This is a genomic window from Paraburkholderia phytofirmans OLGA172, assembly GCF_001634365.1.
Classification (GTDB): domain Bacteria; phylum Pseudomonadota; class Gammaproteobacteria; order Burkholderiales; family Burkholderiaceae; genus Paraburkholderia.
This window is the reverse complement of sequence record NZ_CP014578.1, coordinates 2,868,334-2,894,670: the sequence shown is the minus strand read 5'-3', so window position 1 is coordinate 2,894,670 and position 26,337 is coordinate 2,868,334. Positions and strand designations below refer to the sequence as shown.

Here is a 26,337-nt window from a genome sequence, read left to right as displayed (position 1 = left end):
GATGGCCTTGAACCCGAGTCCGCTGCGCGTCGCGATGGTGGCCGGCGAACCGTCCGGCGACCTGCTGGCGGCGTCGCTGCTCGACGGTCTCGCGAGCCGTTTGCCCGCCGCTACCCAGTATTACGGAATCGGCGGCCCACGCATGATCGCCACGGGCTTCGACGCCCACTGGCCGATGGAAAAGCTGACGGTGCGCGGCTATGTCGAAGCACTGCGGCATATTCCCGAGATCCTCGGCATCCGCAACGAACTGAAGCGCCAACTGCTGGCTGAACCGCCATCGGTGTTCGTCGGCGTGGATGCCCCCGATTTCAACTTCGGCCTCGAGCATCCGTTGCGCGACGCGGGCATTCCGACCATTCACTTCGTCTGTCCGTCCATCTGGGCGTGGCGGGGCGGGCGCATCAAGAAGATCGCCAAGGCGGTCGACCATATGCTGTGCGTGTTCCCGTTCGAAACGGCGCTGCTGGAAAAGGCTGGCGTCGCGGCGTCCTACGTGGGCCATCCACTGGCTGACGAGATCCCGATCGAACCCGATACGCTCGGCGCGCGGCGAGCGCTCGGCCTCGCGGAAAGCGGTCCGATCATCGCGGTGCTGCCCGGCAGCCGGCGCTCGGAGATCGATCTGATCGGTCCGACGTTCTTCGCCGCGATGGAAATGATGCAGCACCAGGAGCCGGGTTTGCGTTTCGTGATGCCGGCGGCCACGCCCGCACTGCGCGAAATGTTGCGGCCGCTGGTCGACTCGCATCCCGGTCTGGCACTGACCATCACCGACGGCCAGTCGCAAATCGCGATGACGGCGGCCGATGCGATCCTCGTCAAGAGCGGCACGGTGACGCTGGAAGCCGCGCTGCTGAAAAAGCCGATGGTGATCTCGTACAAGGTGCCCTGGCTGACCGGCCAGATCATGCGTCGTCAGGGCTATCTTCCATACGTCGGCTTGCCGAACATTCTGGCGGGGCGTTTCGTCGTGCCCGAAATTCTGCAGCACTTCGCCACGCCCCAGGCGCTCGCCGAGGCCACGCTGAAACAGTTGCGCGACGAGGGCAACCGGCGCACGCTGACGGAAATCTTCACGGAGATGCATCACGTGCTGAAGCAGAACACCGCGCAGCGTGCGGCGGAAGTCGTGGCGAGCGTCATCGAAAAGCGGAAGGCGCGGCCGTGACCACCGCACGCGCACCACGCCGCAAGGCTGCGGCCGCTGTAGGCGCAGCGGCGCGGCAGGCCGGTCTGGACTTCGAGATGCCGGATGACATCGTCTGCGGCGTCGACGAAGCCGGGCGCGGGCCGCTGGCCGGTCCGGTGGTCGCTGCAGCAGTGATTTTCGACCCGTCGAAGCCAATGATTCGCGGGCTCGACGATTCGAAAGCGCTCACCGCCAAAAAGCGCGACGAACTCTACGACAAGATTGTCGACCGGGCGTTGGCTTGCTGTATCGCGTCGGCTAGCGTCGAAGAAATCGATACGCTGAACATCCTGCACGCCACCATGCTGGCGATGAAACGGGCGGTCGAAGGCCTCTCAGTCGTGCCGACACTCGTGAAAATCGACGGCAATCGCTGCCCGACGCTGAGCATTCGCAGCGAGGCGGTAATCGGCGGCGATGCCCTGGTCAAGAGCATTTCGGCGGCGTCGATTCTCGCCAAAGTCACGCGCGACCGGATGCTGCTCGAGTTGCATCAAACCTATCCGGTCTATGGTTTTAACGCGCATGCCGGCTACGGCACGCCACAGCATCTCGCGGCGCTGCGCGAACATGGACCCTGCGAGCATCATCGGCGCTCGTTCGCGCCGGTGCGTGAAGCGTATCAGCGTTTTGGCACGGCTTCGAAGCAGCTGCCGACCGGCAACGTGATCATCGTGTCCGGCGCACTCACCGAAGCCATGCTCGACGACGACGCCTTCGGCGAGCGCAGCGGCGCCTGAGCGCCATGTGCGGCCCGGCGCATCGCCCACTCTTTCATCATTCTCACTGTCTTCGCTGCCTGTGAAAGCCATCACCTCGCGGGACAATCCGCTCTACAAGCGCCTCAAGGCGCTGGCCGGCTCGACGCCTCAGCAACGTCGTAGCGGTCACGCATTGCTCGAAGGGTTCCATCTCGCGAGCGCGTATCTCGACGTCGCCGGGCAGCCGGAAACGTGCATTGTCACGGAGGGCGCGCTGCGTCACGACGAAGCGCAGGCCATTGTGTCGCGCATCGACGAGCACCGTATCGTTACGCTGCCTGATGCATTGTTCGGCCAGTTGTCGAACGTCGTGCACGGTGTCGGGATTCTGCTGCTGGTCGAAAAGCTCGACACGCCGCTGCCGGAGAAGGTCGCGCAAACCTGCCTCGTGCTCGATGGCGTGCAGGACGCCGGCAACGTCGGCTCGATTCTGCGCAGCGCGGCGGCCGCCGGTATTCAGCAGGTGTTTTGCGCACCGGGCACCGCCTACGCATGGTCGTCGAAGGTGCTGCGCTCGGGCATGGGCGCGCATTTTCTGCTGCAGATCCACGAAGATGTCGAAGCGCAGGTATTGATCGAGCGCCTCGCGGTGCCGGTCGTCATTACGGATTCGCATGGTGCCGAGGCGATCTACGACTGCGACCTGAGCGGACCGCTCGCGTGGGTGTTCGGCAACGAAGGGGCGGGCGTATCGCAGACCTGGCGCGATGCGGTTTCCTTGCGGGTGACGATTCCTCAGCCGGGCGGCATGGAATCGCTCAATGTGGCGGCCGCGGCGGCGGTTTGTGTCTTCGAACAGTGCCGCCAGCAGCGGCGCGCGTGACCTTGCACTGACTTCAGGTCTGAGGCGGCCTCCACGGTTACCTCAGCGCCACGCGCGTAGGTAAGACAGGCCGCGCTCAGGGGCTACGCTCAATAAGCCGGCCGATCCAGCTTGATCTCCTGCAGAATCGTCGTCGCGATCTCTTCGATCGACTTATGCGTCGACGACAGCCACTTGACCCCTTCACGCCGCATCATCGCTTCGGCTTCGTTGATTTCGTAGCGGCAATTTTCCGGCGCGGCGTACTTGCTGCCTGGCCTGCGCTCGTTACGGATCTCCGACAGCCGCTGCGGATCGATCGACAAACCAAACATTTTCTGCCGATGCGCCAATAGCGGCGTAGGCAGCTTGCCGCGCTCGAAGTCTTCCGGAATCAGCGGATAGTTGGCCGCTTTCACCCCGTACTGCATGGCCAGATACAGGCTCGTCGGGGTCTTGCCGCTGCGCGACACGCCGACCAGAATCACGTCGGCATCGGCCAGATTGCGGTTCGATTGACCGTCGTCGTGGGCGAGCGAGAAGTTGATCGCCTCGATCCGGTTCTTGTATTCCTCGGTATCGGCGTTCTGGTGGCCACGGCCCATCGCGTGGCTCGACTTGAGCTCCAGTTCCTGTTCGAGCGGCTCGACGAAGGTCTGGAACATATCCAGCACGAGCGCATTCGAGCCTTTGACGATCTGATTCGAGGCGCTGTCCACCAGCGTCGTGAAGACGATTGGACGGCGGCCGTCTTGCTGGATCGCTTCGTTGATCTTTTCTAGCGTGGCGTAGGCTTTGTCTGTCGAGTCGACGAAGGGCACGCGAACCAGGCGGAATTTCTGGTCGAACTGGGAGAGGATCGAATGCGCGAAGGTTTCGGCAGTGATCCCGGTACCGTCGGAGACGATGAATACGGTGGGCGGCATCAGGGGGACTGGGGAACGTGAGCGGGAAAAAGCGCTCGAATGAAACATCGCTGCATTGACATCGCTGCACGGTGGCTAACCGTGAATGACAGCGGCGTCATGTCAGCGCACCGTGGGCACCGCAACTGCGCCCGGATGGCGGCGGGGCCTCGCAAAAGCCCGTCAGCCGGTCCGGGGCGCAATTCGAGGCGCAATTCTCGTCCGACTGTCACATTTTGAGAGTCGGCACGGTAGAATAGCGGCAACCTGTTGGATAAGCAATTGCAGGCGATTGGCGTCTAACTTACCGCGAACGGTCGGTCAACGCCGCGCTTTCAGCCGGCAACTTGCGGCGAATGGGTTGGATCGATCGGTAATTTCGTCCAACCGCTTTCTACGTCGTGCTTCTGGCGATTCTGGTGTTTCCGGCCATTTGCAGCGATTGCTTCTCCAACAGGTTGTGCAAGACGCGAGGTCACGCTTCCAATGGGCGTCTCGCGTCCAAGCCCACTTGCACAGCCGTGAATTTCTTTCACACTTAGGGGCTTGTATGACTAACGCAGTTACCGTCGCAAAGGAAGAGGCGTATGTAGTTCCGTTCGAGCAGTTGCGGATGACCGATGTGGAGATTGTCGGCGGCAAGAACGCGTCGCTTGGCGAGATGATCAGTCAGCTCGCCGAAGCCGGCGTGCGCGTGCCGACTGGCTTCGCTACCACGGCGCTGGCTTTCCGTGACTTCTTGCATCACAACAATCTGACTGACCGCATTGCCAAACGTCTCGAAACGCTTGATATCGACGACGTGAAGGCGCTCGCCGAAGCGGGCAAGGAGATCCGTCAATGGATCGTCGACGCCCCGATGCAGCCGCGTCTCGAAGCGGATATCCGCGCAGGTTTCGAGACCCTGCAAAACAGCTCGCCTGAAGAGTTGTCGTTTGCCGTGCGTTCATCGGCAACGGCAGAAGACTTGCCGGACGCATCGTTTGCCGGTCAGCAGGAAAGCTATCTCAACGTGGTCGGCATCGACGACGTGCTCGATCGCATGAAGCACGTGTTCGCGTCGCTGTATAACGACCGGGCTATCTCCTATCGCGTCCACAAGGGCTTCACCCATGCTGAAGTCGCGTTGTCGGCAGGCGTGCAGCGCATGGTGCGCTCGGACGTCGGTGCGGCAGGCGTGATGTTCACGCTGGACACGGAATCGGGCTTCAAGGACGCCGTTTTCATCACGTCGAGCTACGGCCTGGGCGAAACGGTCGTGCAGGGCGCGGTGAATCCGGACGAGTTCTACGTCTTCAAGACCACGCTCGCACAAGGCAAGTACCCGATCATCCGCCGCTCGATCGGCTCGAAGCTGATCAAGATGGAATTCACCAAGGCCGGCGAGCAAGGCCGCGTGAAGACCGTCGACGTCGCACACGAGCAGCGCAACCGCTTCTCGATCACCGACGAAGACGTGATCGAACTCGCGAAATACGCTGTCATCATTGAAAAGCACTACGAGCGTCCGATGGACATCGAGTGGGGCAAGGACGGCCGCGACGGCAAGATCTTCATTCTGCAGGCGCGTCCGGAAACGGTGAAGAGCCAGGCTGCAGGGAAGGCCGAGCAACGCTTCAAGCTGAAGGGCCAATCGAACGTGCTGACGACCGGCCGCGCAATCGGCCAGAAGATCGGTGCGGGTCCGGTGCGCGTGATCCACGATCCGTCGGAGATGGACCGTGTGCAGCCGGGCGACGTGCTGGTGGCCGACATGACCGACCCGAACTGGGAACCGGTGATGAAGCGCGCATCCGCCATTGTCACGAACCGTGGCGGCCGTACCTGCCACGCGGCGATCATCGCGCGTGAGCTGGGCGTGCCGGCGGTGGTCGGCTGCGGCGACGCGACCGACGTGCTGAAGGACGGCGCGCTGGTGACCGTGTCCTGCGCGGAAGGCGACGAAGGCAAGATCTACGACGGTCTGCTCGAAACCGAAATCACCGAAGTGCAGCGCGGCGAACTGCCGCCGATTCCGGTGAAGATCATGATGAACGTCGGCAACCCGCAGTTGGCCTTCGACTTCTCGCAACTGCCGAACGCAGGCGTGGGTCTGGCGCGGCTTGAATTCATCATCAACAACAACATCGGCGTTCACCCGAAGGCGATTCTCGAGTATCCGAACATCGATCAGGACCTGAAGAAGGCCGTGGAGAGCGTGGCGCGTGGCCATGCATCGCCGCGCGCGTTCTATGTCGACAAGCTGACCGAAGGTGTCGCCACGATCGCGGCGGCGTTTTATCCGAAGCCTGTGATCGTGCGTCTGTCGGACTTCAAGTCGAACGAGTACAAGAAGCTGATCGGCGGTTCGCGTTACGAGCCGGACGAAGAAAACCCGATGCTGGGCTTCCGTGGCGCATCGCGCTACATCGCTGACGACTTCGCCGAAGCGTTCCAGATGGAATGCATCGCGCTGAAGAAAGTGCGTGAAGATATGGGCCTCGACAACGTCGAGATCATGGTGCCGTTCGTGCGTACGCTGAAGCAGGCGGAGCGCGTGGTCGGGCTGCTGGAGAAGTTCGGCCTGAAGCGCGGTGAGAAGGGCTTGCGCCTGATCATGATGTGCGAAGTGCCGTCGAACGCGATTCTCGCCGAGGAATTCCTGCAATTCTTCGACGGCTTCTCGATCGGTTCGAACGACCTGACGCAACTCACGCTCGGCCTCGACCGCGACTCGGGCATGGAACTGCTGGCAGTCGATTTCGACGAGCGCGATCCGGCCGTCAAGTTCTTGTTGAAGCGCGCGATCGACACGTGTCTGCGACTGAACAAGTACGTCGGTATCTGCGGCCAGGGCCCGTCGGATCATCCTGACTTCGCACAATGGCTGACCGATGAAGGCATCAAGTCGATCTCGCTGAACCCGGACTCGATCATCGAGACGTGGCAGAAGTTGGCGAAGTCGTCGGCGCAGTAAGCGCAGTAAAAAAGCGCAATAAACAAGCCCCGGGCAGGTGCCCGATAGGCAGCTTGCATAAAGGGTGGTGCGCTACATCAAAAGCACGTAAAAGCGTGCTGCACCGCCCAATAAAATGCACGCGCTTCGTGCTATAAACACCCCGGTAGATCCGGGGTGTTTTGCTTTCTGGAGGTCGACGTGGCGCCAGGTGGATTGTTCTGGTGGATCGGGGCGGGTGTGCTAGTCGTGCTGGAGTTGATCAGCGGCACTTTCTATTTGCTGATGATCGCGGTGGGCTGCGTTGCGGCTGCCATTGCGCATCTGGCGGGCGCGACCGCCGACCTGCAGTTCGCGATTGCAGCTGTCGTGGCGCTGGCGGCGGTCCTGTTGCTGAGGCGTTCGCGCTTCGGCCGCAGAGCGCGCAAAGAAGCGTCGAAGAACCCGGACGTCAATCTGGACATTGGCCAGACCTTGAGCGTGCCGGCGTGGCACGAGCGCCGGGCGCGCGCCAATTACCGCGGCGCTGCGTGGGACGTCGAACTGGCCGCCGGCGAGCCCGAAGATGCGCAGTTCTATGAAATCGCCGAGATGCGTGGCAGTTGCCTCGTCGTCGTGGCCAGCCGGCAAGCGAAAGCCAAGGCAACCGTGGCTTGAGCGTGCACCAATGCGTGCACAGAACTACGCACAACTATTCGAACTACGGACCGGAGGGCAGTAATGGATTCAACCATCGTCGGGGCGGTGTTGCTGATTATCGTGATCGTGCTGGCGGCACAGACGCTCAAGATCGTGCCGCAGCAGCATGCGTGGGTGCTGGAGCGGCTCGGCCGCTATCACCGTACGCTGACACCGGGCTTGAGCTTCGCGTTTCCGTTCGTCGACCGGATCGCATACAAGCACATCCTCAAGGAAATCCCACTCGAAGTGCCGAGCCAGGTGTGTATTACGCGCGACAACACGCAATTGCAGGTGGATGGCGTGCTGTATTTCCAGGTCACCGATCCCATGAAGGCGTCGTACGGCTCGAGCAACTTCGTGTTCGCGATTACGCAGCTATCGCAGACCACGCTGCGCTCGGTGATCGGTAAACTCGAACTCGACAAGACTTTCGAAGAACGTGACTTCATCAACCACAGCATCGTGTCGTCGCTCGATGAGGCGGCGTCGAACTGGGGCGTGAAGGTGCTGCGCTACGAGATCAAGGACCTGACGCCGCCCAAGGAAATTCTTCACGCGATGCAGGCGCAGATCACCGCCGAGCGCGAGAAGCGCGCGCTGATCGCGGCATCCGAAGGGCGTAAGCAGGAGCAGATCAATATCGCTTCCGGTGGCCGTGAGGCGGCAATCCAGAAGTCAGAAGGCGAGCGGCAGGCGGCCATCAACCAGGCGCAGGGGCAGGCGTCGGCGATTCTGGCGGTGGCTGAGGCTAACTCGCAGGCGATTCAGAAGATCGCTGCGGCAATCCAGTCGAACGGCGGGATGGAAGCAGTGAACCTGAAAGTGGCCGAGCAGTACGTGAACGCGTTCGGTAACCTGGCGAAGCAGGGTACCACGCTGATCGTGCCGGGCAACCTGGCGGATATGAGTTCGATGATCGCGTCGGCGCTGACGATCGTGAGCAAGGGGAAGGGCGCGACTGAGGTGCGCTGATTGACTTTTGCTTTCTTGCCGAAAAAATGGCCCGCTGATTTTGCGGGCCATTTTTTGTTGAGTATTCGTTGAATCGCAGCTTTTGGCAGTAAGCCGGCTGGGCAGCAAAGCGCGGCAAATCCGCGCATCACGCGGCGCGAATCGGGCCAACTCGCAGGCCAACTCGCAGGCCAAACTCGCCGCTCAAGCCGGTGATTGCGATCACGACGGCGAACGCATCAGGCGCGCCTTCTCGCGTTCCCAGTCGCGCTTCTTTTCGGTCTCGCGCTTATCGTGCTGCTTCTTACCCTTGGCCAGCCCGATTTCGCATTTGACCCGGCCGCCCTTGTAGTGGAAGTTCAGCGGCACGAGCGTGTAGCCGCGCTGCTCGACTTTGCCGATCAGTTTGCTGATTTCCTCGCTATGCAGCAGCAGCTTGCGCGTGCGCACCGGGTCCGGGTGGATGTGGGTCGAGGCCTCGGGCAGCGGGCTGATGTGCGTGCCGATCAGGAACAGTTCGTTATTCTTGATGACCACGTAGCCTTCCTTGATCTGGCCGCGGCCGGCGCGCAGGGCTTTGACCTCCCATCCTTCGAGCACGAGCCCCGCTTCGTAGCGTTCTTCGACCGAGTAGTCGTAGAAGGCTTTTCTGTTGTCAATGATGCTCATGAATGGAAAGTGCCCAACTCGTTTAAAATCACGATTTTAGCAAAGCGGGGCAAGGAAAGCCCGCGGCGCTTGTCCACCCTTGCCACGCGCTGTTCAATTTATGGCAGATGTCCAGAAAACCGTGTTGATCCGCCATTCGGCGGAACAGATGTTCGACCTCGTGACCGACGTCGCCGATTACCCCAACTTCCTGCCTTGGTGCGGGGGAGTCGAAATCCGCCGCCAGGACGAAACCGGCATGGAGGCGAAGATCGATATCAACTTCAAGGGCATCAAACAGCACTTCGCCACGCATAACAGCATGGAGCGGCCCACGCGCATCGACATGGAATTCGCGGACGGCCCATTTCGCAAATTCACCGGCTTCTGGCGGTTCACGCCTTTGCGTGCGGATGCCTGCAAGATCGAATTTGCGTTGCACTACGAATTCACCAACATCATTCTCGAGAAGATCATTGGGCCGGTGTTCAGTCACATCGCCAACACCTTCGTCGAATCGTTCGTGAAGCGCGCCGACCAGCGCTACGGTAAGGCATGAGCGCGCGCTTGTCGATTGAAGTCTGCTACGCGCTTGCTGATGAGCAGACGCTGATCGTGGTCGATCTGCCGGAAGGCGCCACGCTGCAGCAGGCGCTCGAAGCGAGCGGCATCTTGCGGCGTTATCCGCAGATCGATCTGGGCGCGCAGAAGGTCGGCGTGTTCGGCAAGCTGAAGCCGTTGGATACGGTACTCGCCGACCATGATCGCGTCGAGATTTACCGGCCGCTGCTGGTGGATCCGAAGCTGTCGCGCCAACGGCGTGTTGAGAAGACCCGCAAAGCGGGCTCGATCGAAGGGCGCCGCTGGCAGAACAAGGATTCGCGCTAGGTCGTCTTGTGGCTCTGGCTCTGGCTCTGGCTGTGGCTGTGGCTGTAGCCGTGGCCGTGGCCGTGACCGTGGCAGCGCCAAGGGTGCCTCGTCTCAATGCACCGAAGGCTGCGCCTTTTCCTCGATCGACGCCGCGCCGGGCGTATCGTCGTCCGCATGCTGGCGCACCGACCAGCACACCCCCGCCACCAGCAGCAGGATCGCCGCAGTTTCCAGCGGGCGCGGCAGGCGCTGGTCGTAGATGAACGCGTAGAGCAGCGCGAATAGCGTCTCGAACACGATCATCTGGCCGGACAGGGTGAGCGGCAGCCGCTTCGACGCGGCATTCCACAACCCGTTGCCGAGCCATGACGCGCCGACGGCGAGGCCCAGATTCAGCATCCAGAAGGTGTGCCAGCGCTCGTCGCCGAGTGGCCCCTGCAGGCTGCCGGACGGCATGACGGCGACTGCCAGCCACAACCCTGCGCCGAGCGCGCCGGTCACCACACCCCACAGCACCGACCACTCATTGCCGCTGAAATGCGTCTGACGCTGCAGATAGCGGGCGTTTTCGACCGCGAACCAGGTCCAGCAGGCGAGCGCGCCGACCGCGCAGGCGAGGCCGAGGAGCTTCGTCGCGATACTCACTGGCGTGCTGTCCGCTACCGTGAAGACGTCGATGTTGATGCAGGCGATGCCGGCCACCACCAGCGAAAGCGGCCATGCGAGGCGGGCGAGCGGCACGGCGCCATGATCGCGCCGGCCGAGCAGCGTCACCGTGACCGGCAGCACGCCGACGATCAGCGATGCCGGCGCGATGCCGATCATATGGACCGCTGCGGTCAGCAGCAGGTAGTAGAGCAGGTTGCCGGCCAGCGCCAGTTTGACCAGTGCGCCGAGATCTTCGCGGGTCAGGCGTTTGACGAGCGAGCGCGCGATCGGCAGCGCGGCGGCCAGCGAAACGATGCCGTACATCGTGTAGCGGCCCGCGCTCAGCAGCAGCGGTGAAAAATCGGGCAGCACGCGCGGCACCAGAAACACCATGCCCCATAAAGCCCCGGCCATTACTCCATATGCCACACCGCGCTGCATCGACTGCCCCTGCAAGAAAAACTGGAATGGTCGGCAGAATAGCCGTTTGGCGGGCGGGGCGTCTTGTTTGATTCTGCATTCCTGCGGTTTTATCCGGTGTGTTCAGGCGCTTTTTAACTGCCGCGCGGTGGCTCGGCGGCGTGGAAGCCCTCCGAATTGCCCTCGCTCGAACCGGGCGGCGCCTCCATGCACCCGAACGCGCATACGAAACCGGATCGAACCCGAGGCGAACGTGAAAGCGAAATCGAAGGGCCTGAAGTCACGAAAAAAATCCCCCGAAATTCGCTAAGCTGCTGTTAGTGCAGTGAAAACCGGGGAGGTATCGCGTATAATTCGCTTTTGCGCCTATAGGATTTGCCATGCGTCTGATCCAAACAGCACTCACGTTCGATGACGTGCTCCTCGTCCCGGCTTTCTCCGATGTTCTGCCGCGCGACACCAGCCTCAAGACCCGGCTGACCCGCAACATCTCCCTGAATATGCCGCTCGTGTCCGCCGCCATGGACACCGTCACCGAAGCCCGTCTCGCGATCGCGATGGCGCAAATGGGTGGCGTGGGTATCATCCACAAGAATTTCACGCCGGCCGAACAGGCGCGTGAAGTTGCCAAGGTCAAGCGCTTCGAATCGGGCGTCGTGCGCGATCCGATCACCGTGCCGCCGCAAATGAAGGTGCGCGACGTCATCGCGCTGTCGCGCCAGCATGGCATTTCGGGCTTCCCGGTTGTCGAAGGCGCGCAACTGGTCGGCATCGTCACGAACCGTGACTTGCGCTTCGAAGAGCGTCTGGACGAGCCCGTGCGCAACATCATGACCCCGCGCGAGCGCCTCGTCACCGTCAAGGAAGGCACGCCGCTCGCCGAAGCCAAGGCGCTGATGCACAGCCACCGCCTCGAGCGCGTACTGGTGATCAACGACGCATTCGAACTGCGCGGCCTGATGACCGTCAAGGACATCACCAAGCAAACCGAACACCCGGACGCGTGTAAAGACGAACACGGCAAGCTGCGCGCAGGCGCGGCGGTCGGCGTGGGCGAAGACAACGAAGAGCGCGTTGAGCTGCTGGTGCAGGCGGGCGTGGACGTGATCGTCGTCGACACGGCGCATGGCCACAGCAAGGGTGTGCTCGAGCGCGTCAAGTGGGTCAAGCAGACGTTCCCGCATGTCGAAGTGATCGGCGGCAACATCGCTACCGCCGCGGCGGCTAAGGCGCTCGTCGAATACGGCGCGGATGCCGTGAAGGTCGGTATCGGCCCGGGCTCGATCTGTACGACGCGGATCGTCGCCGGCGTGGGCGTGCCGCAGGTCACTGCGATCTCGGACGTATCGGAAGCGCTGAAGGGCTCGGGCGTGCCGGTCATCTCCGACGGCGGCGTGCGTTTCTCGGGCGACGTCAGCAAGGCGCTGGCAGCCGGCGCGAACTCCGTGATGATGGGCAGCATGTTCGCCGGCACCGAAGAAGCGCCGGGCGACGTGTTCCTGTTCCAGGGCCGCCAGTACAAGTCGTACCGTGGCATGGGTTCGGTCGGCGCGATGAAGGACGGCGCGGCAGACCGCTACTTCCAGGACAACTCCGCGAACATCGACAAGCTGGTGCCGGAAGGGATCGAAGGCCGCGTCGCCTACAAAGGTTCGGTCAACGCGATCCTGTTCCAGCTGATCGGCGGCGTGCGTGCCAGCATGGGCTACTGCGGTTGCCGCACGATCACGGAGATGAACGACAAGGCCGAGTTCGTGCAGATCACGGGCGCGGGCTTGCGCGAGTCGCATGTGCATGATGTGCAGATCACCAAGGAAGCGCCCAACTACCACGTGGACTAAACGCCAATGAAGCCATTGCTGCGCGCTGTGCTCATCCTTGATGCGTTGTTGCTGCTTGCGTTCGGCCTGCTGTTTCTGCTGACGCCCTGGACTTCGCTGTACAACGCGCTGCTTTTGGTGCAAACCCAGCCGGCTCTGGTCGGCCAGGGGTTTGGCGTGGCGCTGATCGGGCTCGCGTGGCTTGCTTTGCACGCGTCGATCGACGGCGCGCTTACGTCGACGGTGGCCAAGGTCGTCGGCCATGTGAACTGGCTGACCGGCGTGCTGATGCTGGTCTGGCTGCTTGGGCTGCATACGCCGGCGCTGACCGGTTTCGGGCAGATCATCGCGGTGCTGACCGGGGTCGTACTGCTGGTGGTTGGCCTCGGCGGTGTGCGGCTGTCGGGCGCGGTGCGGCGGCGTGAAAAGGTGCGGCTGGTTGAAGCCACTGCTGCCGAGCGTGCCGAAAAGCAGGCCGCCAAAGATGCCGCGAAAGATGCTGCCAACAAGCGCGATTCCGGTCGGGTGACGGCGGGCTTTCCGGCCTATCGCACCGAACCGGTCGTCGAGCCCGTTATGCCGGTCACACGGCCCGTGAGTCCTGTTTCGGCGGCGCCGCTTCATCCGGTGGTCGCCGAACCCGGGCTGACCGCGTCTGAACGCGCCGCACGGGCTGAGACTGCGGCCGCGCGCGACGACGCACGCAACGCCGCCGCGGATGCGCCTGGTGCGCCGCGTCCGCCGTTTCATGGCTGACTCATGGCTGATTCATGGCTGACTCAGGGCGGACGCCTCGAGCGCCAGAACGTTTGCCGAAGCTACCGGATTCCGTTCGTGCGCGCAGCAGGTGAGTGCCTGCTGCGCCCGCTGGCCCAGCGCGCTTCATCGTCACGCTTCATGCTCGATCGTCCCCACGCGGACTGCTTTGAATTCAACGCCGCGCTTCATGCGCGGCATCCCATATCCGTTCACTTTTGACTCCGTCCGCTGCCATGCATGACAAGATCCTGATCCTCGACTTCGGTTCGCAAGTCACCCAACTGATTGCACGTCGCGTTCGCGAAGCCAACGTGTATTCGGAAATTCATCCGTACGACGTCGATGCGTCGTTCATTCGCGATTTCGCGCCGAAGGGCGTGATCCTGTCCGGCGGCCCGAGCTCGGTCACCGAAACGGATACGCCGCGCGTGCCGCAAGCGGTGTTCGAACTCGGCGTGCCCGTGCTGGGTATTTGCTACGGCATGCAGGCGATGGCCGAGCAGCTCGGCGGCAAGGTCGACATCGGCCACCTGCGCGAGTTCGGCTACGCCGAAGTGCGTGCGCGCAACCATACGAGCCTGCTCGAAGGCATCAACGACTTCACCACGCCGGAAGGTCACGGCATGCTGAAGGTGTGGATGAGCCACGGCGACAAGGTGCTGGAAATGCCGCCGGGCTTCCAGCTGATGGCCTCGACGGAATCGTGCCCGATTGCCGCGATGGCTGACGAGGCGCGTCATTTCTACGGTCTGCAATGGCACCCGGAAGTCACGCACACCGTGCAGGGCCGCGCGATGCTCGAACGTTTCGTGCTGCAGATTTGCGGCGCGAATCCCGATTGGGAAATGGGCCACTACATCGACGAAGCCGTCGCGAAGATCCGCGAGCAGGTCGGTAACGAGCATGTGATTCTGGGCTTGTCGGGCGGCGTGGATTCGTCGGTGGCGGCGGCGCTGCTGCATCGCGCGATCGGCGATCAGCTGACCTGCGTGTTCGTCGATCACGGCCTCCTGCGTTTGAACGAAGCCGAGCAGGTGATGGCGACGTTCGCTGAGAACCTCGGCGTCAAGGTGATTCACGTCGACGCGAGCGAAGTGTTCCTGTCGAAGCTGGCCGGTGTGACCGACCCGGAAGCGAAGCGCAAGATCATCGGCGCGGAATTCGTCGAAGTGTTCCAGACCGAAGCCAACAAGCTGACCGATGCGAAGTGGCTCGCGCAAGGCACGATCTATCCGGACGTGATCGAATCGGCCGGCAAGGGCAAGAAGGCGACGCAGACCATCAAGAGCCACCACAACGTGGGCGGCCTGCCGGAGACGCTGAATCTGAAGCTGCTCGAACCGCTGCGCGAACTGTTCAAGGATGAAGTGCGCGAACTCGGCGTGAAGCTCGGTTTGCCGCCGGCCATGGTGTATCGCCACCCGTTCCCGGGCCCGGGTCTCGGTGTGCGGATTCTCGGCGAAGTGCGTCGCGATTTCGCCGATCTGCTGCGCCGCGCGGATGCGATTTTCATCGAGACGCTGCGCACCTTCATTGACAAGGAGACCGGCAAGTCCTGGTACGACCTGACAAGCCAGGCGTTCGCGGTATTCCTGCCGGTGAAGAGCGTCGGCGTGATGGGCGACGGACGGACCTACGAGTATGTCGTCGCGCTGCGTGCTGTGCAGACGCTGGACTTTATGACTGCGCATTGGGCGCATCTGCCGCACGAATTGCTGGGGCATGTGTCGAACCGCATCATTAATGAAGTGCGCGGGATTAACCGGGTGGTGTACGACATCTCGGGGAAGCCGCCTGCGACCATCGAGTGGGAATGATTCAGACTGCTCCCAAGTCGTTCCGGGAGGACTGGTTTTTCATGTTTTTCGTTTAAAAACATGAGGTTATTGTCCGGTGTGTTCTGCTGTGATCCGGGCAATGCCTGGTGGAAATGTCGGTATCGGTGACGGTGCCGACATTTCTTCCTCGGACGGCCTTGTCCGATACCGTCAAATCAGTCTGACGGTATCGGTTGACGGTATACGTTCGAGGAGTCCCCTATGCTCACAGACATGCAGTTGCGAGCGCTGAAGCCGGCCAAGAAGATCTGCAAGGTTGCCGATCAACGGGGGCTATATGCGGCAGTGACGCCGTCAGGCGCGGTGAGCTTCCGGTACGACTACTCCAGTTTCGCGACGACGGCACGCTGGTCTTTGACCGGTACGATCGCGACTATCTGGGCAGTGACCGGGCCGACGTGTATTGCGTCGAACGCGACGCTGTTGCCGGGCTTTACGACGCCATGGCGCTTGCGACCGGCGAAAGGCCGACGACGCCGGAGACACTGCTCGCCGCCATCGGCCGGCATTATCCCGCATGGGATGATGCATACCGATGGATCTATGTCCGCGCGAGCCGTATCGTTTTTCTCAGTTGAAGCCGGCGAAATCACTCGCATCGTTGAATATTGGCCGGAATCATATGCTGCCCCTGCCAATCGAGCGCATCGAGTAGGTGACCGCGTATCGCCGGCGTTGTGCCGGCTAGACCACCGGCGCGAACTGGGCCAATTTGAGCCGCTCGTGGTGACTGCCTGAATCGGTGACAATTTCCGAAGCGCTATTGACAGCTTCGCTCTAGAACGGCAACCTCCGGTCATGGACCACGACGCGTGCAAATTCATGATGTGCACCATGACCGCCACTGGCGAGTCGTGGGAATCGTGACGTTCATACATCGCACATAGATTTCCTCAACGGCCCTGCCAGTCATGACGGGGCCGTGTCTTTTCAATCGCTCCGTTTTGTATTGGCACAAATAGGAGTGGTTGCATGCACGACAAAGTATGTGTTTCCGATCTTCTGAGTCCTATCGACGCTTGGACCTGGCAGATCGCGCTGAGGAGCGCGGCATGCTGACGATACGGAAAGCTAGCAGTGGCGATGTGCTCGATGCGTGGGATATCCGCAAGGCTTCGGTACTTGCTGCGTGCGCCGAATATTATCCAGAAGCATCCTTGTCAGCGTGGGTTGATGGCTCGCCGACCGACAAATGGGCCAGCGTTGTCGAACGCGACTTTTACGTAGCCATCGATGAAGGATTGGTCGTTGGTACAGGGATGTTTACCGTCGCAAGCGGGCAAGTGGACGCCATCTTCGTCCGGCCGTCTCACATGGGGCGCGGTATTGGGCGCAAGATGCTGCAGTTACTCGAAGCGTTGGCTCGCGATCACGGACTTGCCTCGATGCGGCTCGATGCCACGCTGAACGCGGCACCGTTTTATCGTTATTGTGGTTGGTCGGGGGATGCGATTTCGACGTACCGAACGTCGCGCGGACTGGAATTGGCTTGCGTGCCAATGACTAGAGGGTGTTAGGCACCTGGACAGCCGGCGCGACATGTACAAGCATGAGCATGGCGAAGACAACAAAGTGCAGGCCGGCTAACGTTTCGGGCAGACGTTCGTAGTCTCGCGCCAGTCGCCGGAACCGGTTGAGCCAGCCGAAACTACGCTCGACAACCCATCGGCGCGGCAGCAGCACGAAGCCCTTCTTTGCCTCTGGCAGTTTGATAATCTGCAGTTCGATGCCTTCGTCATGCGCAGCCTGTCGAGCCGTATCACCGGTATAGCCTTGGTCAGCGAATGCAAGCTTTACCGTCTGACCGGTTGCTTGCTGAACCTGACGGGCAAGCTCGGCTACCTGTGCGCGCTCCTGCTCGTTGGCCGGCGTGATGTGCACCGCCAGCAACAAACCTAACGTGTCGACAGCCATATGGACTTTGCTGCCTCGCTTGCGCTTATGACCGTCGTAACCCGCGCGCGGTCCGCTCTCGCAGGTGGACTGCAGAGTGCGCCCATCCAGAATCACCGCACTGGGCTGGCCCTGACGCTCCTGCGCGACCCGAATTACGGATCGCAGATCACTGACCATTGCCTCGAAGCAGCCCGCGTTCAACCAGCGTTGCGTTTGCTGGTAGACCAACTCCCATGGCGGAAAATTGGTCGGCAGCATACGCCACGACGCACCCGCCCGCGCCATCCAGCGCAACGCATTGAACATCTCGCGCAGTTCATACCGCCGCTGTGGAGCATCTTCATTCATCAACGTTAGATAGGGAGCGGCAAAGCTCCACTCTTCATCCGAGACATCTGTCGGGTATGGCTTGCGTTCTGTCATTCCGCCAGGGTACCAGGTCTGGCGAAAAGTGCCTAACACCCTCTAAGCGCGTTGCCCTAGCGTAGCTTGATCCCGTGCCGACTGCTGCCGCCCGCAGTCGGCAAAACGTTTGGCTGAATGGCCGCAATCGGGAAGCCCGTCAGTCCGCTTCGGGGCGCGTGCTGCCGATCGAAGCCTGGCAAGGTTCAAGCTGAACATGTCCATTCCATCTCGGCCAGTACCGGCCGCTCGACGGCAGGCGAGAGATCGCTGACAATTGGGTTGGTTGTCGCTACTTGATCGCAACTCGCGATGTCGACGTCGTCGAGCAGGCGGCACGTCGCGGCGCATCGCCGATCAACACTTCACCCATGGCTATGACCGAAGCACTTCAACTGACTCTCGTTGGCAAGACCATTGATCTTCGCGTTCTTGAACCTGCAGACGCGCCTTGTCTCCTCGACGCTGCGGCAGACGGCGAGCTTTGGAATTTAAAAGTGACTGTCGTGCCGGGGCCGTCGACTATCGACCCATACGTCGCTACGGCATTGCGGGGACATCAGGAAGGTCACGTCGTCCCGTTTGTGGTTATCGCTCGTGATACCGGCCGCATCATTGGGAGCACACGCTTTTGGAAGATCGACCGGACCAATAGGAAACTCGAAATCGGTCACACTTGGCTGAGCGAGTCTGTCCAACGAACGGCGGCAAACACGGAGGCGAAATACCTCCTCCTGAAATACGCATTTGAAGTAATGCAATGTGTCCGCGTGCAGTTCACGACCGATGAGCTAAACGAGAAGTCGAGGGCTGCAATATTGCGCATCGGTGCAAAACAGGAAGGTATCGTTCGCCATGAGCGGATCATGCCTGATGGCCGCAAGCGCAATTCGGTGCGATTCAGCATCATCGATACCGAATGGTCCGGCGTGAAAGCAACGCTGGAAGACAAGCTCATGCGCTCAGCGGAAGCACAAAATACGACTATCTAGGATCTTCCGGGCAGGCGGTCCCGCACCACGGCGAAACATCTCGATCGTCCATCTGTCAGCTTTCCGAGACCGGCCAACTCCAGCCGTTGGTCCGCGCTATGGCGAGGATGTCCGAACGGCGGCTCCGGCCCTTACAACGGCCCCTCGGGCGTGCACGCGATCATCATGATGGCTTTGTTCAAAGGCGAATGGCCTCTCGCGGCCACCCGCCCACGCTCGTGTCGACACAACCTGTCACTCATCAGACGCCCGCAGCCTCTGGCGCGCGGGAAGCTAAGGAAGCCAATTCGATTTCGCTGGTTTCAATCGCGGGCTTCTCAGCGCTAGTGTCAAGCGAGCGCGTCATTAACAGGTAAGCCACCGCAGACACTACCAGGCCTACCGCCCACGCGATATCGACACCACCGATCTTTTGCGCGATCGCACCGGTATAGAAACCCGGCAACACGAAGAACGGGATCGTCGAAAAAAATCCGATCGCATAAGCCAGCAGCCCACGAACGCCCCACGCCCCATAAATCCCGCCCGGCGTGAACAAATCGGTAATCGCGTATTCGCCGCGACGCACAAAGAAATAGTCAACCAGGTTGATCGCCGTCCATGGCACCAGCAGATACAGCATGATCGTCAGCGCGGCAAACAGGATGTCGATTGCATTGCCCGTCAACGCCAGTGAGATGATCATCCACAGCGCGGTCAGTCCTATTAGCGTGACGATACGGATCGAGCGCGTTGGTTTCACCGGCCAGAAGGAATCGAGTCCTGTGACAATGGTCAGCATGGCGCTGTACGCGTTCAGCCCCATCGTCGCGGCCATTGCGCCGATCGATGCCAGCGAGATCAACGCACCGAATCCGTGAAACACCGCATTGCCCGCGCCGTACAGCGCTACGAGGCCATCTGACGCGCCGAGCCGGGTTGCCAGCCACGCACCGAGCGCAATCAGCCAGATTGCCGACACCGACGCACCGATGAACACTGCCGCGATGATCGAACGCGGCCGGGTTTCGCGTGGCAGGTAGCGCGAATAGTCCGAGACATAGGGTGCATAGGTGATGTTGTAGCTCGCGCTTGCGGCGAACTGTGCGGCAAACGCGACGATACTGAACGCCCCCGGATGATCGACCTTGCCGCCCGCCGCGCCGGACATGATCGCCAGCGACAGCACGATATACAGCGGCAGGCTGGCGACGAGCATCCACTTGAACACCCGATGCAGCCAGTCGTGGCCGTACACGGCGAGCGCCAATGCGAGCAGCGCGGTTCCGATCGTGACGGCTACTGGCGACCATCCGAAGATACCCTTCAGTCCGCTCGACATCAGCACCGTATCGACAACATTAAAGCCGACGAACGTGAAGGCGGTAGCGAGCAACACCACGACGACACCCCGATAACCGAACTGCGCGCGCGACTGGATCATCTGCGGCAAACCGAGGTGTGCGCCCTGCGATGCGTGAAACGCCATGAACAGGGTCCCAAACAGAATGCCGAGCGTACCCGACAGCACCGTGTAGCCGAGCGAAAGTCCCATGCCCGGTCCGACGAACCCGATCGCGATGGTGAAAAACTGGAAGTTGCCGAGAAACCAGAATGGCCCCTGTCCGGCTACACGGCCGTGCCGTTCACGTTCCGGAACATAATCGATCGAGCGCGTCTCGATGCCACCCCGATGCGGCGGCACGGCGGCCGGTGCGGGATCCCAAGTCGTTGTGTTGTTGCTGTTCATATCCCTTTCTCGCTTTTGGCAAAGACTACTGGAAGCGGCGCTGACCCCGCGGCTATTACGTGCTTGAATTTCCTGGAAGGCACCCTGGCCGTCGAGCAACTGCGTCGCTCCGCATGGACACGTTCGTCTTCGCTGAGCTCATGCTGCCGAGTCCTCAAGCGTCTGATCCGATTCCGCATGGGCAGGCAGTGGCGACAGGTGCTCATGGACCGCCAGCCACCCTCCGCCAGTCCGCGCAAACACGATCGACTCGCGCTCATCAAGCGTGGCGCGGCCCGCGCGCGTCGATACGGTGGTGCGCACCGCATGCGTGAAAATCGCGCATTCGCCAACCAGCTGCACAGAGCGATCGCTCGACTCACAACCAAGCACTGCGAACTGCTGCTCCTGTTCCAGGCGGTGCCAGAGCGCTTCGTACGCCACACGCGAAGGCAAGGATTCGGTAACGTGATAGAACAGGAAAGTCGCATCCGGCGCGAAGGCCGCGAAATAGGCGTCGCGGTCATGCCGCGCAAATGCATCGATCAATATGTCGGCTGCGGCCAGTACCTGCTGTTCGGTCTCGCTCAAGGAGTCAGCTCCAATCGGTCGGTCAAAGTGGGTGGAGGGCAAGTCAATTGCCCGGAGCAACCGTTTCATTGGCATTGAATCGATGCCGCCGATCGATGCATGGCGCTACCGGGAATCAACTGGAACGGCGTGCTGCTGAGACAAGCTGGCCCGCTTAGGGACACTGGCCAGTTCGCGTGACTAACGCGGTCAATGGATTGATGCTAGAGCGTAAATATTCTGCAAAGAATTTGGCATTCGTGAAGTCAACATTCATCGCGATCGATGTGACCCCTGCGGCTGGCCTGGCCTGACCACAATGATTGACGGTTGACTTCGCCGCCTCGTCCGATTTGCGTCGGCAAAGGGGCCGGCTTTGCCCGTGTCTGCATCTTCGCGCCCGACGATCCGGGTCACGCACGCATGAGACATGCACGACATCGGCGCGGGCGACTCCAGTTCTTCGGCGAGTATGCGCAGCTCGCTGACCGAGCGGCATTTGCACAGTGGCTCGCGCCGCGGCGCGCCTCCGAATGGTTTGTGAATACCAAGCGTCCGTTCGCGAGTCCCGAAGCAGTGCTCGCCTATCTCTCACGCTATACGCGTGTCAGCGATGAACTCTTGTTGAGCCATGCGAACATACGCTTGATCTTCCATCGGCGCCGGTATCAACTCAGCGCGCGACCATCCTGCAATGGCTGCTGCTGTACGGGGAGATCAGTTCGACGCCTCCCTGCGCAAGCTTTTCATCGAGCGGATCACTGTCATCGGCAAGATCCCCAATAATTCGTCAGGGCTCTCCCGGCGTGGCGTTTTCATCGAGTGTAGCTTCGACAAGGGTAACTTCATGTGGGCTAGCAGAGGACGTGTGCACGGCGAGTGAAAAATCATGAGCATCTGAAAAAACCATGAGCTTCGTACCCTTGCTCTTCTACAAGTTTTTCTCGTCGTGCCATGCCATGCCATGCCAGGCAAGCTAACACGGCACGCGAGAAGTTAACACGGGGCGTTTATGAAACCACTTCTAGCGTAGCACGGTGGCGTGTGGCTCAAGAGCCGAAAAAAATATCGCAGAAGCTGACAGGTCCGACGCAGGTCGACGGAACTGAGGGGGCCGTCTTTTGTTTGATGTGGCCGGCATCGCTAGTGCCTGTCGTTGCAACACCCATCCCACTGTCGCCGTTTTGCTGCTTGAGCCGCGCGACCTGCTGTTCAAAGATCGGCGCAACGTCGGGGTACGACGTATCACTCACGAAATTCAGACCGTTGCGTTCGGCTTCAATCAACTCCTGCCGCACCTGCGCCCGAGTCTTTTCTTGAGCCTGCGCGTTGATCGCAATGCCCGCTGCGGCGGCGAGAATCAGGGAGAAAACGATGGTTCGCTTGTTCACTTTGGACTCCAATATAAATGACTGGAAGTTTCTGGTTCTGCATCATGAAGCGCGCGGAAAACTCAACCGGGTTCCGTCGGACGAGGTGCGTCGTAGAGGCCTTACCGTCGGAGACAGGTTCGAAGCAAAGCCACCGTTCGCTGCTGTAAGGATTCCTTGATCCACGGCATAAACACATTCTCGTCGTATGCATCGCAACCGACCGGAATCCAGTGCTCCAGAACGTTGGATACCGCATTCCCCTTTTCTCTGCTCGCTTCAATGTGAGAGGATGGAACGCTGCAGTCTTAATCACGCGTGCTCACACTACGGTATACCGGGAGCGGGCGCCGCTTATTCCCAAAGCTGCCGGGGGGGTAGAAAAAAATGGCTGACGACAACGCCTCGCTGCTGCCATGGAACATGCCTACCCAACCCTCACGATAAAGCCGTCTCGCGAGGAACTCGATTATTAAACATGAGCCAACGAATCAACTTCCGTGCAGCGGTGACGGAGATCACAAGCGATTCGTCAGTCACTGTGAATTCGATGTCGCACCATTGCCTACGTTGACGGAAATCTCGAAGGATGCCGGGAGTGGGCGCGTCCTGCGAAGTTCCTGTAGATCAAATTCCCATGCGTCCAGCAACGCCGTCGCGGTCGATGAACTTGTGTTTCAACGCGACGGAGATGTGCGCAATCAGCAAGAGCGCATAGTTCGCTTATGTTCTTGCAACAGCATGCAACGGGACTTAGATCATTGAACCCGAATCAGACCGCAAGTACGCGCGATTTATTCCGGTCGGTTACCAACATGCCAGTCCTTCGGGAATAACCTTGCTCGAGTTGCGGTATGGACAAGACACCCATCCCGATGCTTCGGGACTGGTGAACTACCGTTCGGGAGAAGGACATGAGACGTATCTATTTGCTATTGCCGAATGTGCATAGTGCACAGATGACTATCAACGAACTTCTGTTATTGCGGGTCGAGTGGCGACATATCCACGTGATTGCCAATCACAATGTGGCGCTCGAGGATTTGCCAGAAGCGACCCTGGCGCAACGCAGCGATCTGTTGCCCGCCCTCGCGAGAGGGGTGGCGATGGGCGGCCTCACGGGGACGCTGGCCGGACTGGTCGCACTGGCGTTCCCGCCGGCTGGCCTGACGATTGCAGGCGGCGCGGTCGTGGCGATCACGCTCTGTGGCGCTGGCTTTGGTGCATGGACGGCGACGATGATTGGCGTCGATGTACCGTATACGCGGCTCAAGCGCTTTGAACAGGCTATAGAAAAAGGCCAACTACTGATGATGGTCGACGTGGTGAAAGATCGCGCCGAAGAAATCGAGGAGGTGATCAAGCTGCGTCGCGCCGAGGCCGACATCCAGGGAACGGACCCGACGATTCCGGCGTTTCCGTGACGCCGCGTAATGTCATCCATCGATGCAGAGCGTCATGCGGCCGGGTCAATCCCGCAGCCAATCTCAGACGCTCGTTTACTCAAGGAGTCTTGACTTAAAATCGAATTCGTTGAACCGACTTATCATGCTATCCATACCTGATTCGCTCATTGTGAACGCCGCGCTGTTTGAACCGCCCCGGATTTGGTGGAGGCTCCAATTCTTGAGAAAATGGAGCTATGAACAAGTCGAACAAATTTTCTGCTGAAGTCCGCGAGCGTGCTGTGCGCATGGTGCAAGAGCATCGGGGCGAGTATCCCTCGCAGTGGGCAGCGATCGAATCCATCGCCCCTAAGATCGGCTGTACGAGCCAGACGCTGCTGGGATGGGTCAAGCGAGAAGAAGTTGATAGCGGTGAGCGTGAGGGCGTCACGACGTCGGAACGTGAGCGCCTCACGGCACTGGAGCGTGAGGTTAAGGAACTGCGCCGTGCCAATGAGATCCTGAAGCTGGCGAGCGCATTTTTCGCCCAGGCGGAACTCGACCGCCGCCTGAAGTCCTGAAGGCCTTTATCGATCAGCATCGCGACACCTTCGGGGTCGAGTCGATCTGCAAGGTCTTGCGGATTGCCCCGTCTGGCTATCGGCGTCATGCCGCACAGCTTCGCGATCCGTCGCGGCGCTGTGCCCGAGCGAAACGCGATGAGTTTCTGAGTCCGGAAATCAAGCGAGTCTGGCAGGCCAACATGCAGGTCTACGGCGCAGACAAAGTCTGGAAGCAGTTGAACCGGGAGGGTATCGCGGTGGCACGTTGCACCGTCGAGCGGCTGATGAAGCAACAGGGTTTGCGCGGTGTGAGGCGTGGAAAGCGAGTTCGCACGACGATCCCCGACGTATCGGCTCCACGCCCGCTCGACCGGGTCAACCGTCAGTTCAAGGCTGACCGGCCGAACCAGCTCTGGGTTTCGGATTTCACGTACGTCTCGACGTGGCAGGGCTGGCTTTATGTCGCATTTGTGATCGACGTGTTTGCTCGGCGCATTGTCGGCTGGCGCGTCAGCTCGTCGATGACCACGGACTTCGTTCTGGATGCACTTGAACAGGCGCTGTACGCTCGACGGCCGGACAATGACGGAACACTGATCCATCACTCCGATAGAGGTTCGCAATACGTCAGCATTCGCTACAGCGAACGGCTGACCGAAGCAGGCATCGAGCCGTCGGTTGGCAGCAGGGGCGACAGCTACGATAACGCGCTGGCTGAAACGATCAACGGGCTGTACAAGGCAGAAATGATTCATCGTCGTGCGCCGTGGAAAACGCGTGAGTCCGTCGAATTGGCGACGCTGGAATGGGTAGCCTGGTTCAACCATCATCGGCTGATGGAACCTCTCGGCTATATCCCGCCCGCTGAAGCTGAGGCAAACTACTACCGGCAATTCAGCAATACCATCGCTGTGCCGGCATCAACTTAAACCAACCAGCCTCCACGATTCTCGGGGCGGTTCAGTTGGCAGCATCGAACTGTGTACTCGTAAATGCCGCTGGGGTTCGGCGCACTTCATATAACGCGTGCAGAGGTTACTTACGAACTCGAAAAGCTGAAGTGAGCGCGGATATCGCGCCTTCTCCAGGTGACGATCCATACCACCCCCGACATTCAGGCGGGCAACAACGGGTCGAAGCCAAACTTCAAGCGGAATAGAATGCGCTAATAGGCGGTAACGACGCGGCGCAGACCCGATCCATGCCTTGATCAAGATTGACGATACATCTATGAAAAACTCCTTCCTGAATGGCTCCACTGCACGCGGCGTCGTCGCCGCGTTGAGTCTCGCGATCGCGCAACTGGCGAACGCCCATGTCTATCCAAAACGTCAGGTGCCGCCCCCTGGAGCTAGCATGTCTGTTTCGCCCAGGGAGGTGTCGATCGATTTCGATGACGGACTCGAAGCGGCATTTAGCGCGATCACGGTGACGGATGCAAAGCGCAGGTCCGTGACGCTTGGCAAGGCGATGGTCGATTCGTCGAACCCGAAACACATGTCGGTGCTGCTGAACCAGCTAACGCCCGGTGTGTATACGGTCACGTGGGTTGCGGTCGCCGCCGACGGGCATCGTACGGAAGCCGAATACACCTTCACGGTCAAATAGCGGCGATCTTGCCTGGCGTTGTGTTTGCATTTGGAGTTCAGTGATTCTTTCTGCAATCTTCGGCGCTCAAGTCCCTTGCGCAATTGGCCCGCGATGAAAGCGCCGACGATCGCGGATGCAGATGAGTGATGACATCGGTGCACCTATAAGAGGCCAGAAGCGGGCAAATAGTCGGCCCGTAACGCCCGAAAAGTCGGGGCTGAAGGGTGGGGTGAAGACTGCCCGATGAACTCCGGCATGCCGAGGACGCGCTCAAATTGCGCTGCCTGTTTCATGCGTGAATCCTGCTCCGTGAAGATCGGTTTAACGTCTGGGTAGGAGGTTTCGGTGACATTGTTCGGGCCGTTCAGCAGTACCTCGATCAGTTCATCTGGAAACCTCCGCGCGGGTCTTGACTTGCGCAAATGCACCTGACGAATCGAGAACAGCCAGAGAACGGACGACCACTGAAAATTCCTTCATTGCAGACCTCAGTCCGCTTTTCGATATGCAATGAGTAGACGCTGTTTCGTCGCTGGATATTCCCGCAACTTCAATAAAACACATTTGGCCGACAACAAAATCAGTTCGCAGTCGGCTCGTCAGCATCAGGCTGCCGATCGGTATTGGTCAC

The 26,337-nt window shown here is 60.5% G+C and carries 23 protein-coding genes, 3 pseudogenes and 1 other annotated feature; of the genes and pseudogenes, 19 read left to right on the top strand and 7 right to left on the bottom strand.

The genetic code is table 11. From position 1 onward, the window contains the following. Position 1: 1 nt before the first annotated feature. From lpxB to AYM40_RS12650, 3 genes are all read left to right on the top strand, one after another. Complete coding sequence (gene lpxB / locus AYM40_RS12660) at positions 2-1,171, top strand: lipid-A-disaccharide synthase (protein ID WP_063496524.1); 1,170 nt, start codon at positions 2-4, stop codon at positions 1,169-1,171. Beyond that, on the top strand, positions 1,168-1,932 hold the full coding sequence (gene rnhB, locus AYM40_RS12655) for a ribonuclease HII (RefSeq protein ID WP_063496523.1): 765 nt from the start codon (positions 1,168-1,170) through the stop codon (positions 1,930-1,932). Before lpxB ends, rnhB begins: the two co-directional genes overlap by 4 nt. A 61-nt stretch (positions 1,933-1,993) precedes the next feature. Next, positions 1,994-2,776, top strand: a complete 783-nt coding sequence (locus AYM40_RS12650; protein ID WP_063496522.1) for a TrmH family RNA methyltransferase — start codon at positions 1,994-1,996, stop codon at positions 2,774-2,776. An 89-nt stretch (positions 2,777-2,865) separates the two neighbouring features. On the opposite strand, the gene ppsR is transcribed toward AYM40_RS12650, so the two are convergent. Beyond that, entirely contained in the window at positions 2,866-3,681 is an 816-nt protein-coding gene (gene ppsR, locus AYM40_RS12645; RefSeq protein WP_063496521.1) for a pyruvate, water dikinase regulatory protein, read from the bottom strand. A gap of 529 nt (positions 3,682-4,210) precedes the next feature. Between ppsR and ppsA the strand changes: the two genes are divergently transcribed. From ppsA to AYM40_RS12630, 3 genes are all read left to right on the top strand, one after another. After that, on the top strand, positions 4,211-6,616 hold the full coding sequence (gene ppsA / locus AYM40_RS12640; protein WP_063496520.1) for a phosphoenolpyruvate synthase: 2,406 nt from the start codon (positions 4,211-4,213) through the stop codon (positions 6,614-6,616). A 180-nt stretch (positions 6,617-6,796) separates the two neighbouring features. Beyond that, positions 6,797-7,252, top strand: coding sequence for an NfeD family protein (locus AYM40_RS12635; protein WP_063496519.1), 456 nt, complete (start codon positions 6,797-6,799; stop codon positions 7,250-7,252). Positions 7,253-7,315: 63 nt separating this feature from the next. Further along, complete coding sequence (locus AYM40_RS12630) at positions 7,316-8,248, top strand: SPFH domain-containing protein (protein WP_063496518.1); 933 nt, start codon at positions 7,316-7,318, stop codon at positions 8,246-8,248. A 201-nt stretch (positions 8,249-8,449) separates the two neighbouring features. On the opposite strand, the gene smpB is transcribed toward AYM40_RS12630, so the two are convergent. Then, positions 8,450-8,896, bottom strand: coding sequence for an SsrA-binding protein SmpB (gene smpB, locus AYM40_RS12625; protein ID WP_063496517.1), 447 nt, complete (start codon positions 8,894-8,896; stop codon positions 8,450-8,452). A gap of 100 nt (positions 8,897-8,996) precedes the next feature. Between smpB and AYM40_RS12620 the strand changes: the two genes are divergently transcribed. Next, the gene (locus AYM40_RS12620) at positions 8,997-9,434 is read left to right on the top strand and encodes a type II toxin-antitoxin system RatA family toxin (RefSeq protein ID WP_063496516.1); all 438 of its coding nucleotides are present in this window, start codon (positions 8,997-8,999) and stop codon (positions 9,432-9,434) included. Beyond that, positions 9,431-9,763: an RnfH family protein gene (locus AYM40_RS12615; RefSeq protein WP_063496515.1), complete on the top strand. Its 333-nt coding sequence runs from the start codon at positions 9,431-9,433 to the stop codon at positions 9,761-9,763. Before AYM40_RS12620 ends, AYM40_RS12615 begins: the two co-directional genes overlap by 4 nt. A 93-nt stretch (positions 9,764-9,856) precedes the next feature. On the opposite strand, the gene AYM40_RS12610 is transcribed toward AYM40_RS12615, so the two are convergent. After that, positions 9,857-10,834, bottom strand: a complete 978-nt coding sequence (locus AYM40_RS12610) for a DMT family transporter (protein WP_063496514.1) — start codon at positions 10,832-10,834, stop codon at positions 9,857-9,859. Between the two features lie 359 nt (positions 10,835-11,193). Here AYM40_RS12610 and guaB point away from each other — a divergent pair, with 359 nt between their 5' ends. The 6 genes and pseudogenes from guaB to AYM40_RS12580 all read left to right on the top strand — a co-directional run bounded on the left by guaB (position 11,194) and on the right by AYM40_RS12580 (position 16,747). Beyond that, entirely contained in the window at positions 11,194-12,654 is a 1,461-nt protein-coding gene (guaB, locus tag AYM40_RS12605) for an IMP dehydrogenase (RefSeq protein ID WP_063496513.1), read from the top strand. 6 nt (positions 12,655-12,660) lie between these two features. After that, positions 12,661-13,389 (top strand): hypothetical protein, encoded by a 729-nt coding sequence (locus AYM40_RS12600; RefSeq protein ID WP_063496512.1) that lies wholly within the window; start codon positions 12,661-12,663, stop codon positions 13,387-13,389. Positions 13,390-13,625: 236 nt separating this feature from the next. Then, positions 13,626-15,209: a glutamine-hydrolyzing GMP synthase gene (guaA, locus tag AYM40_RS12590; protein WP_063496510.1), complete on the top strand. Its 1,584-nt coding sequence runs from the start codon at positions 13,626-13,628 to the stop codon at positions 15,207-15,209. Positions 15,210-15,431: 222 nt separating this feature from the next. Further along, positions 15,432-15,554 (top strand): annotated as a pseudogene (locus tag AYM40_RS42465) (Arm DNA-binding domain-containing protein); the annotation flags it as partial. A 207-nt stretch (positions 15,555-15,761) separates the two neighbouring features. Then, positions 15,762-15,884 (top strand): annotated as a pseudogene (locus AYM40_RS43455) (nuclear transport factor 2 family protein); the annotation flags it as partial. Between the two features lie 398 nt (positions 15,885-16,282). Continuing rightward, complete coding sequence (locus tag AYM40_RS12580; RefSeq protein WP_063496508.1) at positions 16,283-16,747, top strand: GNAT family N-acetyltransferase; 465 nt, start codon at positions 16,283-16,285, stop codon at positions 16,745-16,747. Here AYM40_RS12580 and AYM40_RS12575 read toward each other — a convergent pair. Further along, entirely contained in the window at positions 16,734-17,549 is an 816-nt protein-coding gene (locus AYM40_RS12575; RefSeq protein WP_063495601.1) for an IS5 family transposase, read from the bottom strand. The genes AYM40_RS12580 and AYM40_RS12575 overlap by 14 nt on opposite strands. Positions 17,550-17,899: 350 nt before the next feature. Between AYM40_RS12575 and AYM40_RS12570 the strand changes: the two genes are divergently transcribed. Further along, complete coding sequence (locus AYM40_RS12570) at positions 17,900-18,520, top strand: GNAT family N-acetyltransferase (RefSeq protein WP_420488477.1); 621 nt, start codon at positions 17,900-17,902, stop codon at positions 18,518-18,520. 241 nt (positions 18,521-18,761) lie between these two features. Here AYM40_RS12570 and AYM40_RS12565 read toward each other — a convergent pair whose 3' ends face one another. Beyond that, positions 18,762-20,249 (bottom strand): purine-cytosine permease family protein, encoded by a 1,488-nt coding sequence (locus AYM40_RS12565; protein ID WP_063496507.1) that lies wholly within the window; start codon positions 20,247-20,249, stop codon positions 18,762-18,764. Between the two features lie 138 nt (positions 20,250-20,387). Continuing rightward, positions 20,388-20,819: a nuclear transport factor 2 family protein gene (locus AYM40_RS12560; protein ID WP_063496506.1), complete on the bottom strand. Its 432-nt coding sequence runs from the start codon at positions 20,817-20,819 to the stop codon at positions 20,388-20,390. A gap of 417 nt (positions 20,820-21,236) precedes the next feature. On the opposite strand from AYM40_RS12560, the pseudogene AYM40_RS43260 reads away from it, so the two are divergent. Next, positions 21,237-21,584, top strand: a pseudogene (locus AYM40_RS43260) (transposase); the annotation flags it as partial. A 263-nt stretch (positions 21,585-21,847) separates the two neighbouring features. Here the strand turns inward: AYM40_RS43260 and AYM40_RS12550 are convergent. Further along, positions 21,848-22,201, bottom strand: a complete 354-nt coding sequence (locus AYM40_RS12550) for a DUF4148 domain-containing protein (RefSeq protein WP_236720842.1) — start codon at positions 22,199-22,201, stop codon at positions 21,848-21,850. A gap of 881 nt (positions 22,202-23,082) precedes the next feature. Between AYM40_RS12550 and AYM40_RS12545 the strand changes: the two genes are divergently transcribed. The 3 genes from AYM40_RS12545 to AYM40_RS12530 all read left to right on the top strand — a co-directional run bounded on the left by AYM40_RS12545 (position 23,083) and on the right by AYM40_RS12530 (position 25,724). After that, the gene (locus AYM40_RS12545) at positions 23,083-23,592 is read left to right on the top strand and encodes a hypothetical protein (protein WP_063496503.1); all 510 of its coding nucleotides are present in this window, start codon (positions 23,083-23,085) and stop codon (positions 23,590-23,592) included. A 218-nt stretch (positions 23,593-23,810) separates the two neighbouring features. Next, a protein-coding gene (locus tag AYM40_RS12535) for an IS3 family transposase (protein WP_420488451.1) occupies positions 23,811-25,045 on the top strand; the annotation gives its coding sequence in 2 pieces (ribosomal slippage) (positions 23,811-24,099 and positions 24,099-25,045; 1,236 coding nt in all). Next, positions 24,089-24,205, top strand: a sequence feature (AL1L pseudoknot). (Overlaps the previous gene by 117 nt.) 301 nt (positions 25,046-25,346) lie before the next feature. After that, positions 25,347-25,724: a copper resistance CopC family protein gene (locus tag AYM40_RS12530; RefSeq protein ID WP_063496501.1), complete on the top strand. Its 378-nt coding sequence runs from the start codon at positions 25,347-25,349 to the stop codon at positions 25,722-25,724. Positions 25,725-26,337: the final 613 nt, after the last annotated feature.

Bases quoted from the DNA above. Each gene is read 5' to 3' on its own strand.
- AYM40_RS12630 (WP_063496518.1), top strand. From the start codon at position 7,316: ATGGATTCAACCATCGTCGGGGCGGTGTTGCTGATTATCGTGATCGTG.
- ppsR (WP_063496521.1), bottom strand. From the start codon at position 3,681: ATGCCGCCCACCGTATTCATCGTCTCCGACGGTACCGGGATCACTGCC.
- guaB (WP_063496513.1), top strand. From the start codon at position 11,194: ATGCGTCTGATCCAAACAGCACTCACGTTCGATGACGTGCTCCTCGTC.
- AYM40_RS12530 (WP_063496501.1), top strand. From the start codon at position 25,347: ATGAAAAACTCCTTCCTGAATGGCTCCACTGCACGCGGCGTCGTCGCC.
- AYM40_RS12600 (WP_063496512.1), top strand. From the start codon at position 12,661: ATGAAGCCATTGCTGCGCGCTGTGCTCATCCTTGATGCGTTGTTGCTG.
- lpxB (WP_063496524.1), top strand. From the start codon at position 2: ATGGCCTTGAACCCGAGTCCGCTGCGCGTCGCGATGGTGGCCGGCGAA.
- ppsA (WP_063496520.1), top strand. From the start codon at position 4,211: ATGACTAACGCAGTTACCGTCGCAAAGGAAGAGGCGTATGTAGTTCCG.
- AYM40_RS12615 (WP_063496515.1), top strand. From the start codon at position 9,431: ATGAGCGCGCGCTTGTCGATTGAAGTCTGCTACGCGCTTGCTGATGAG.
- guaA (WP_063496510.1), top strand. From the start codon at position 13,626: ATGCATGACAAGATCCTGATCCTCGACTTCGGTTCGCAAGTCACCCAA.
- AYM40_RS12570 (WP_420488477.1), top strand. From the start codon at position 17,900: ATGGCTATGACCGAAGCACTTCAACTGACTCTCGTTGGCAAGACCATT.
- AYM40_RS12545 (WP_063496503.1), top strand. From the start codon at position 23,083: ATGAGACGTATCTATTTGCTATTGCCGAATGTGCATAGTGCACAGATG.
- smpB (WP_063496517.1), bottom strand. From the start codon at position 8,896: ATGAGCATCATTGACAACAGAAAAGCCTTCTACGACTACTCGGTCGAA.
- AYM40_RS12575 (WP_063495601.1), bottom strand. From the start codon at position 17,549: ATGACAGAACGCAAGCCATACCCGACAGATGTCTCGGATGAAGAGTGG.
- AYM40_RS12610 (WP_063496514.1), bottom strand. From the start codon at position 10,834: ATGCAGCGCGGTGTGGCATATGGAGTAATGGCCGGGGCTTTATGGGGC.
- AYM40_RS12580 (WP_063496508.1), top strand. From the start codon at position 16,283: ATGCTGACGATACGGAAAGCTAGCAGTGGCGATGTGCTCGATGCGTGG.
- AYM40_RS12565 (WP_063496507.1), bottom strand. From the start codon at position 20,249: ATGAACAGCAACAACACAACGACTTGGGATCCCGCACCGGCCGCCGTG.
- AYM40_RS12620 (WP_063496516.1), top strand. From the start codon at position 8,997: ATGGCAGATGTCCAGAAAACCGTGTTGATCCGCCATTCGGCGGAACAG.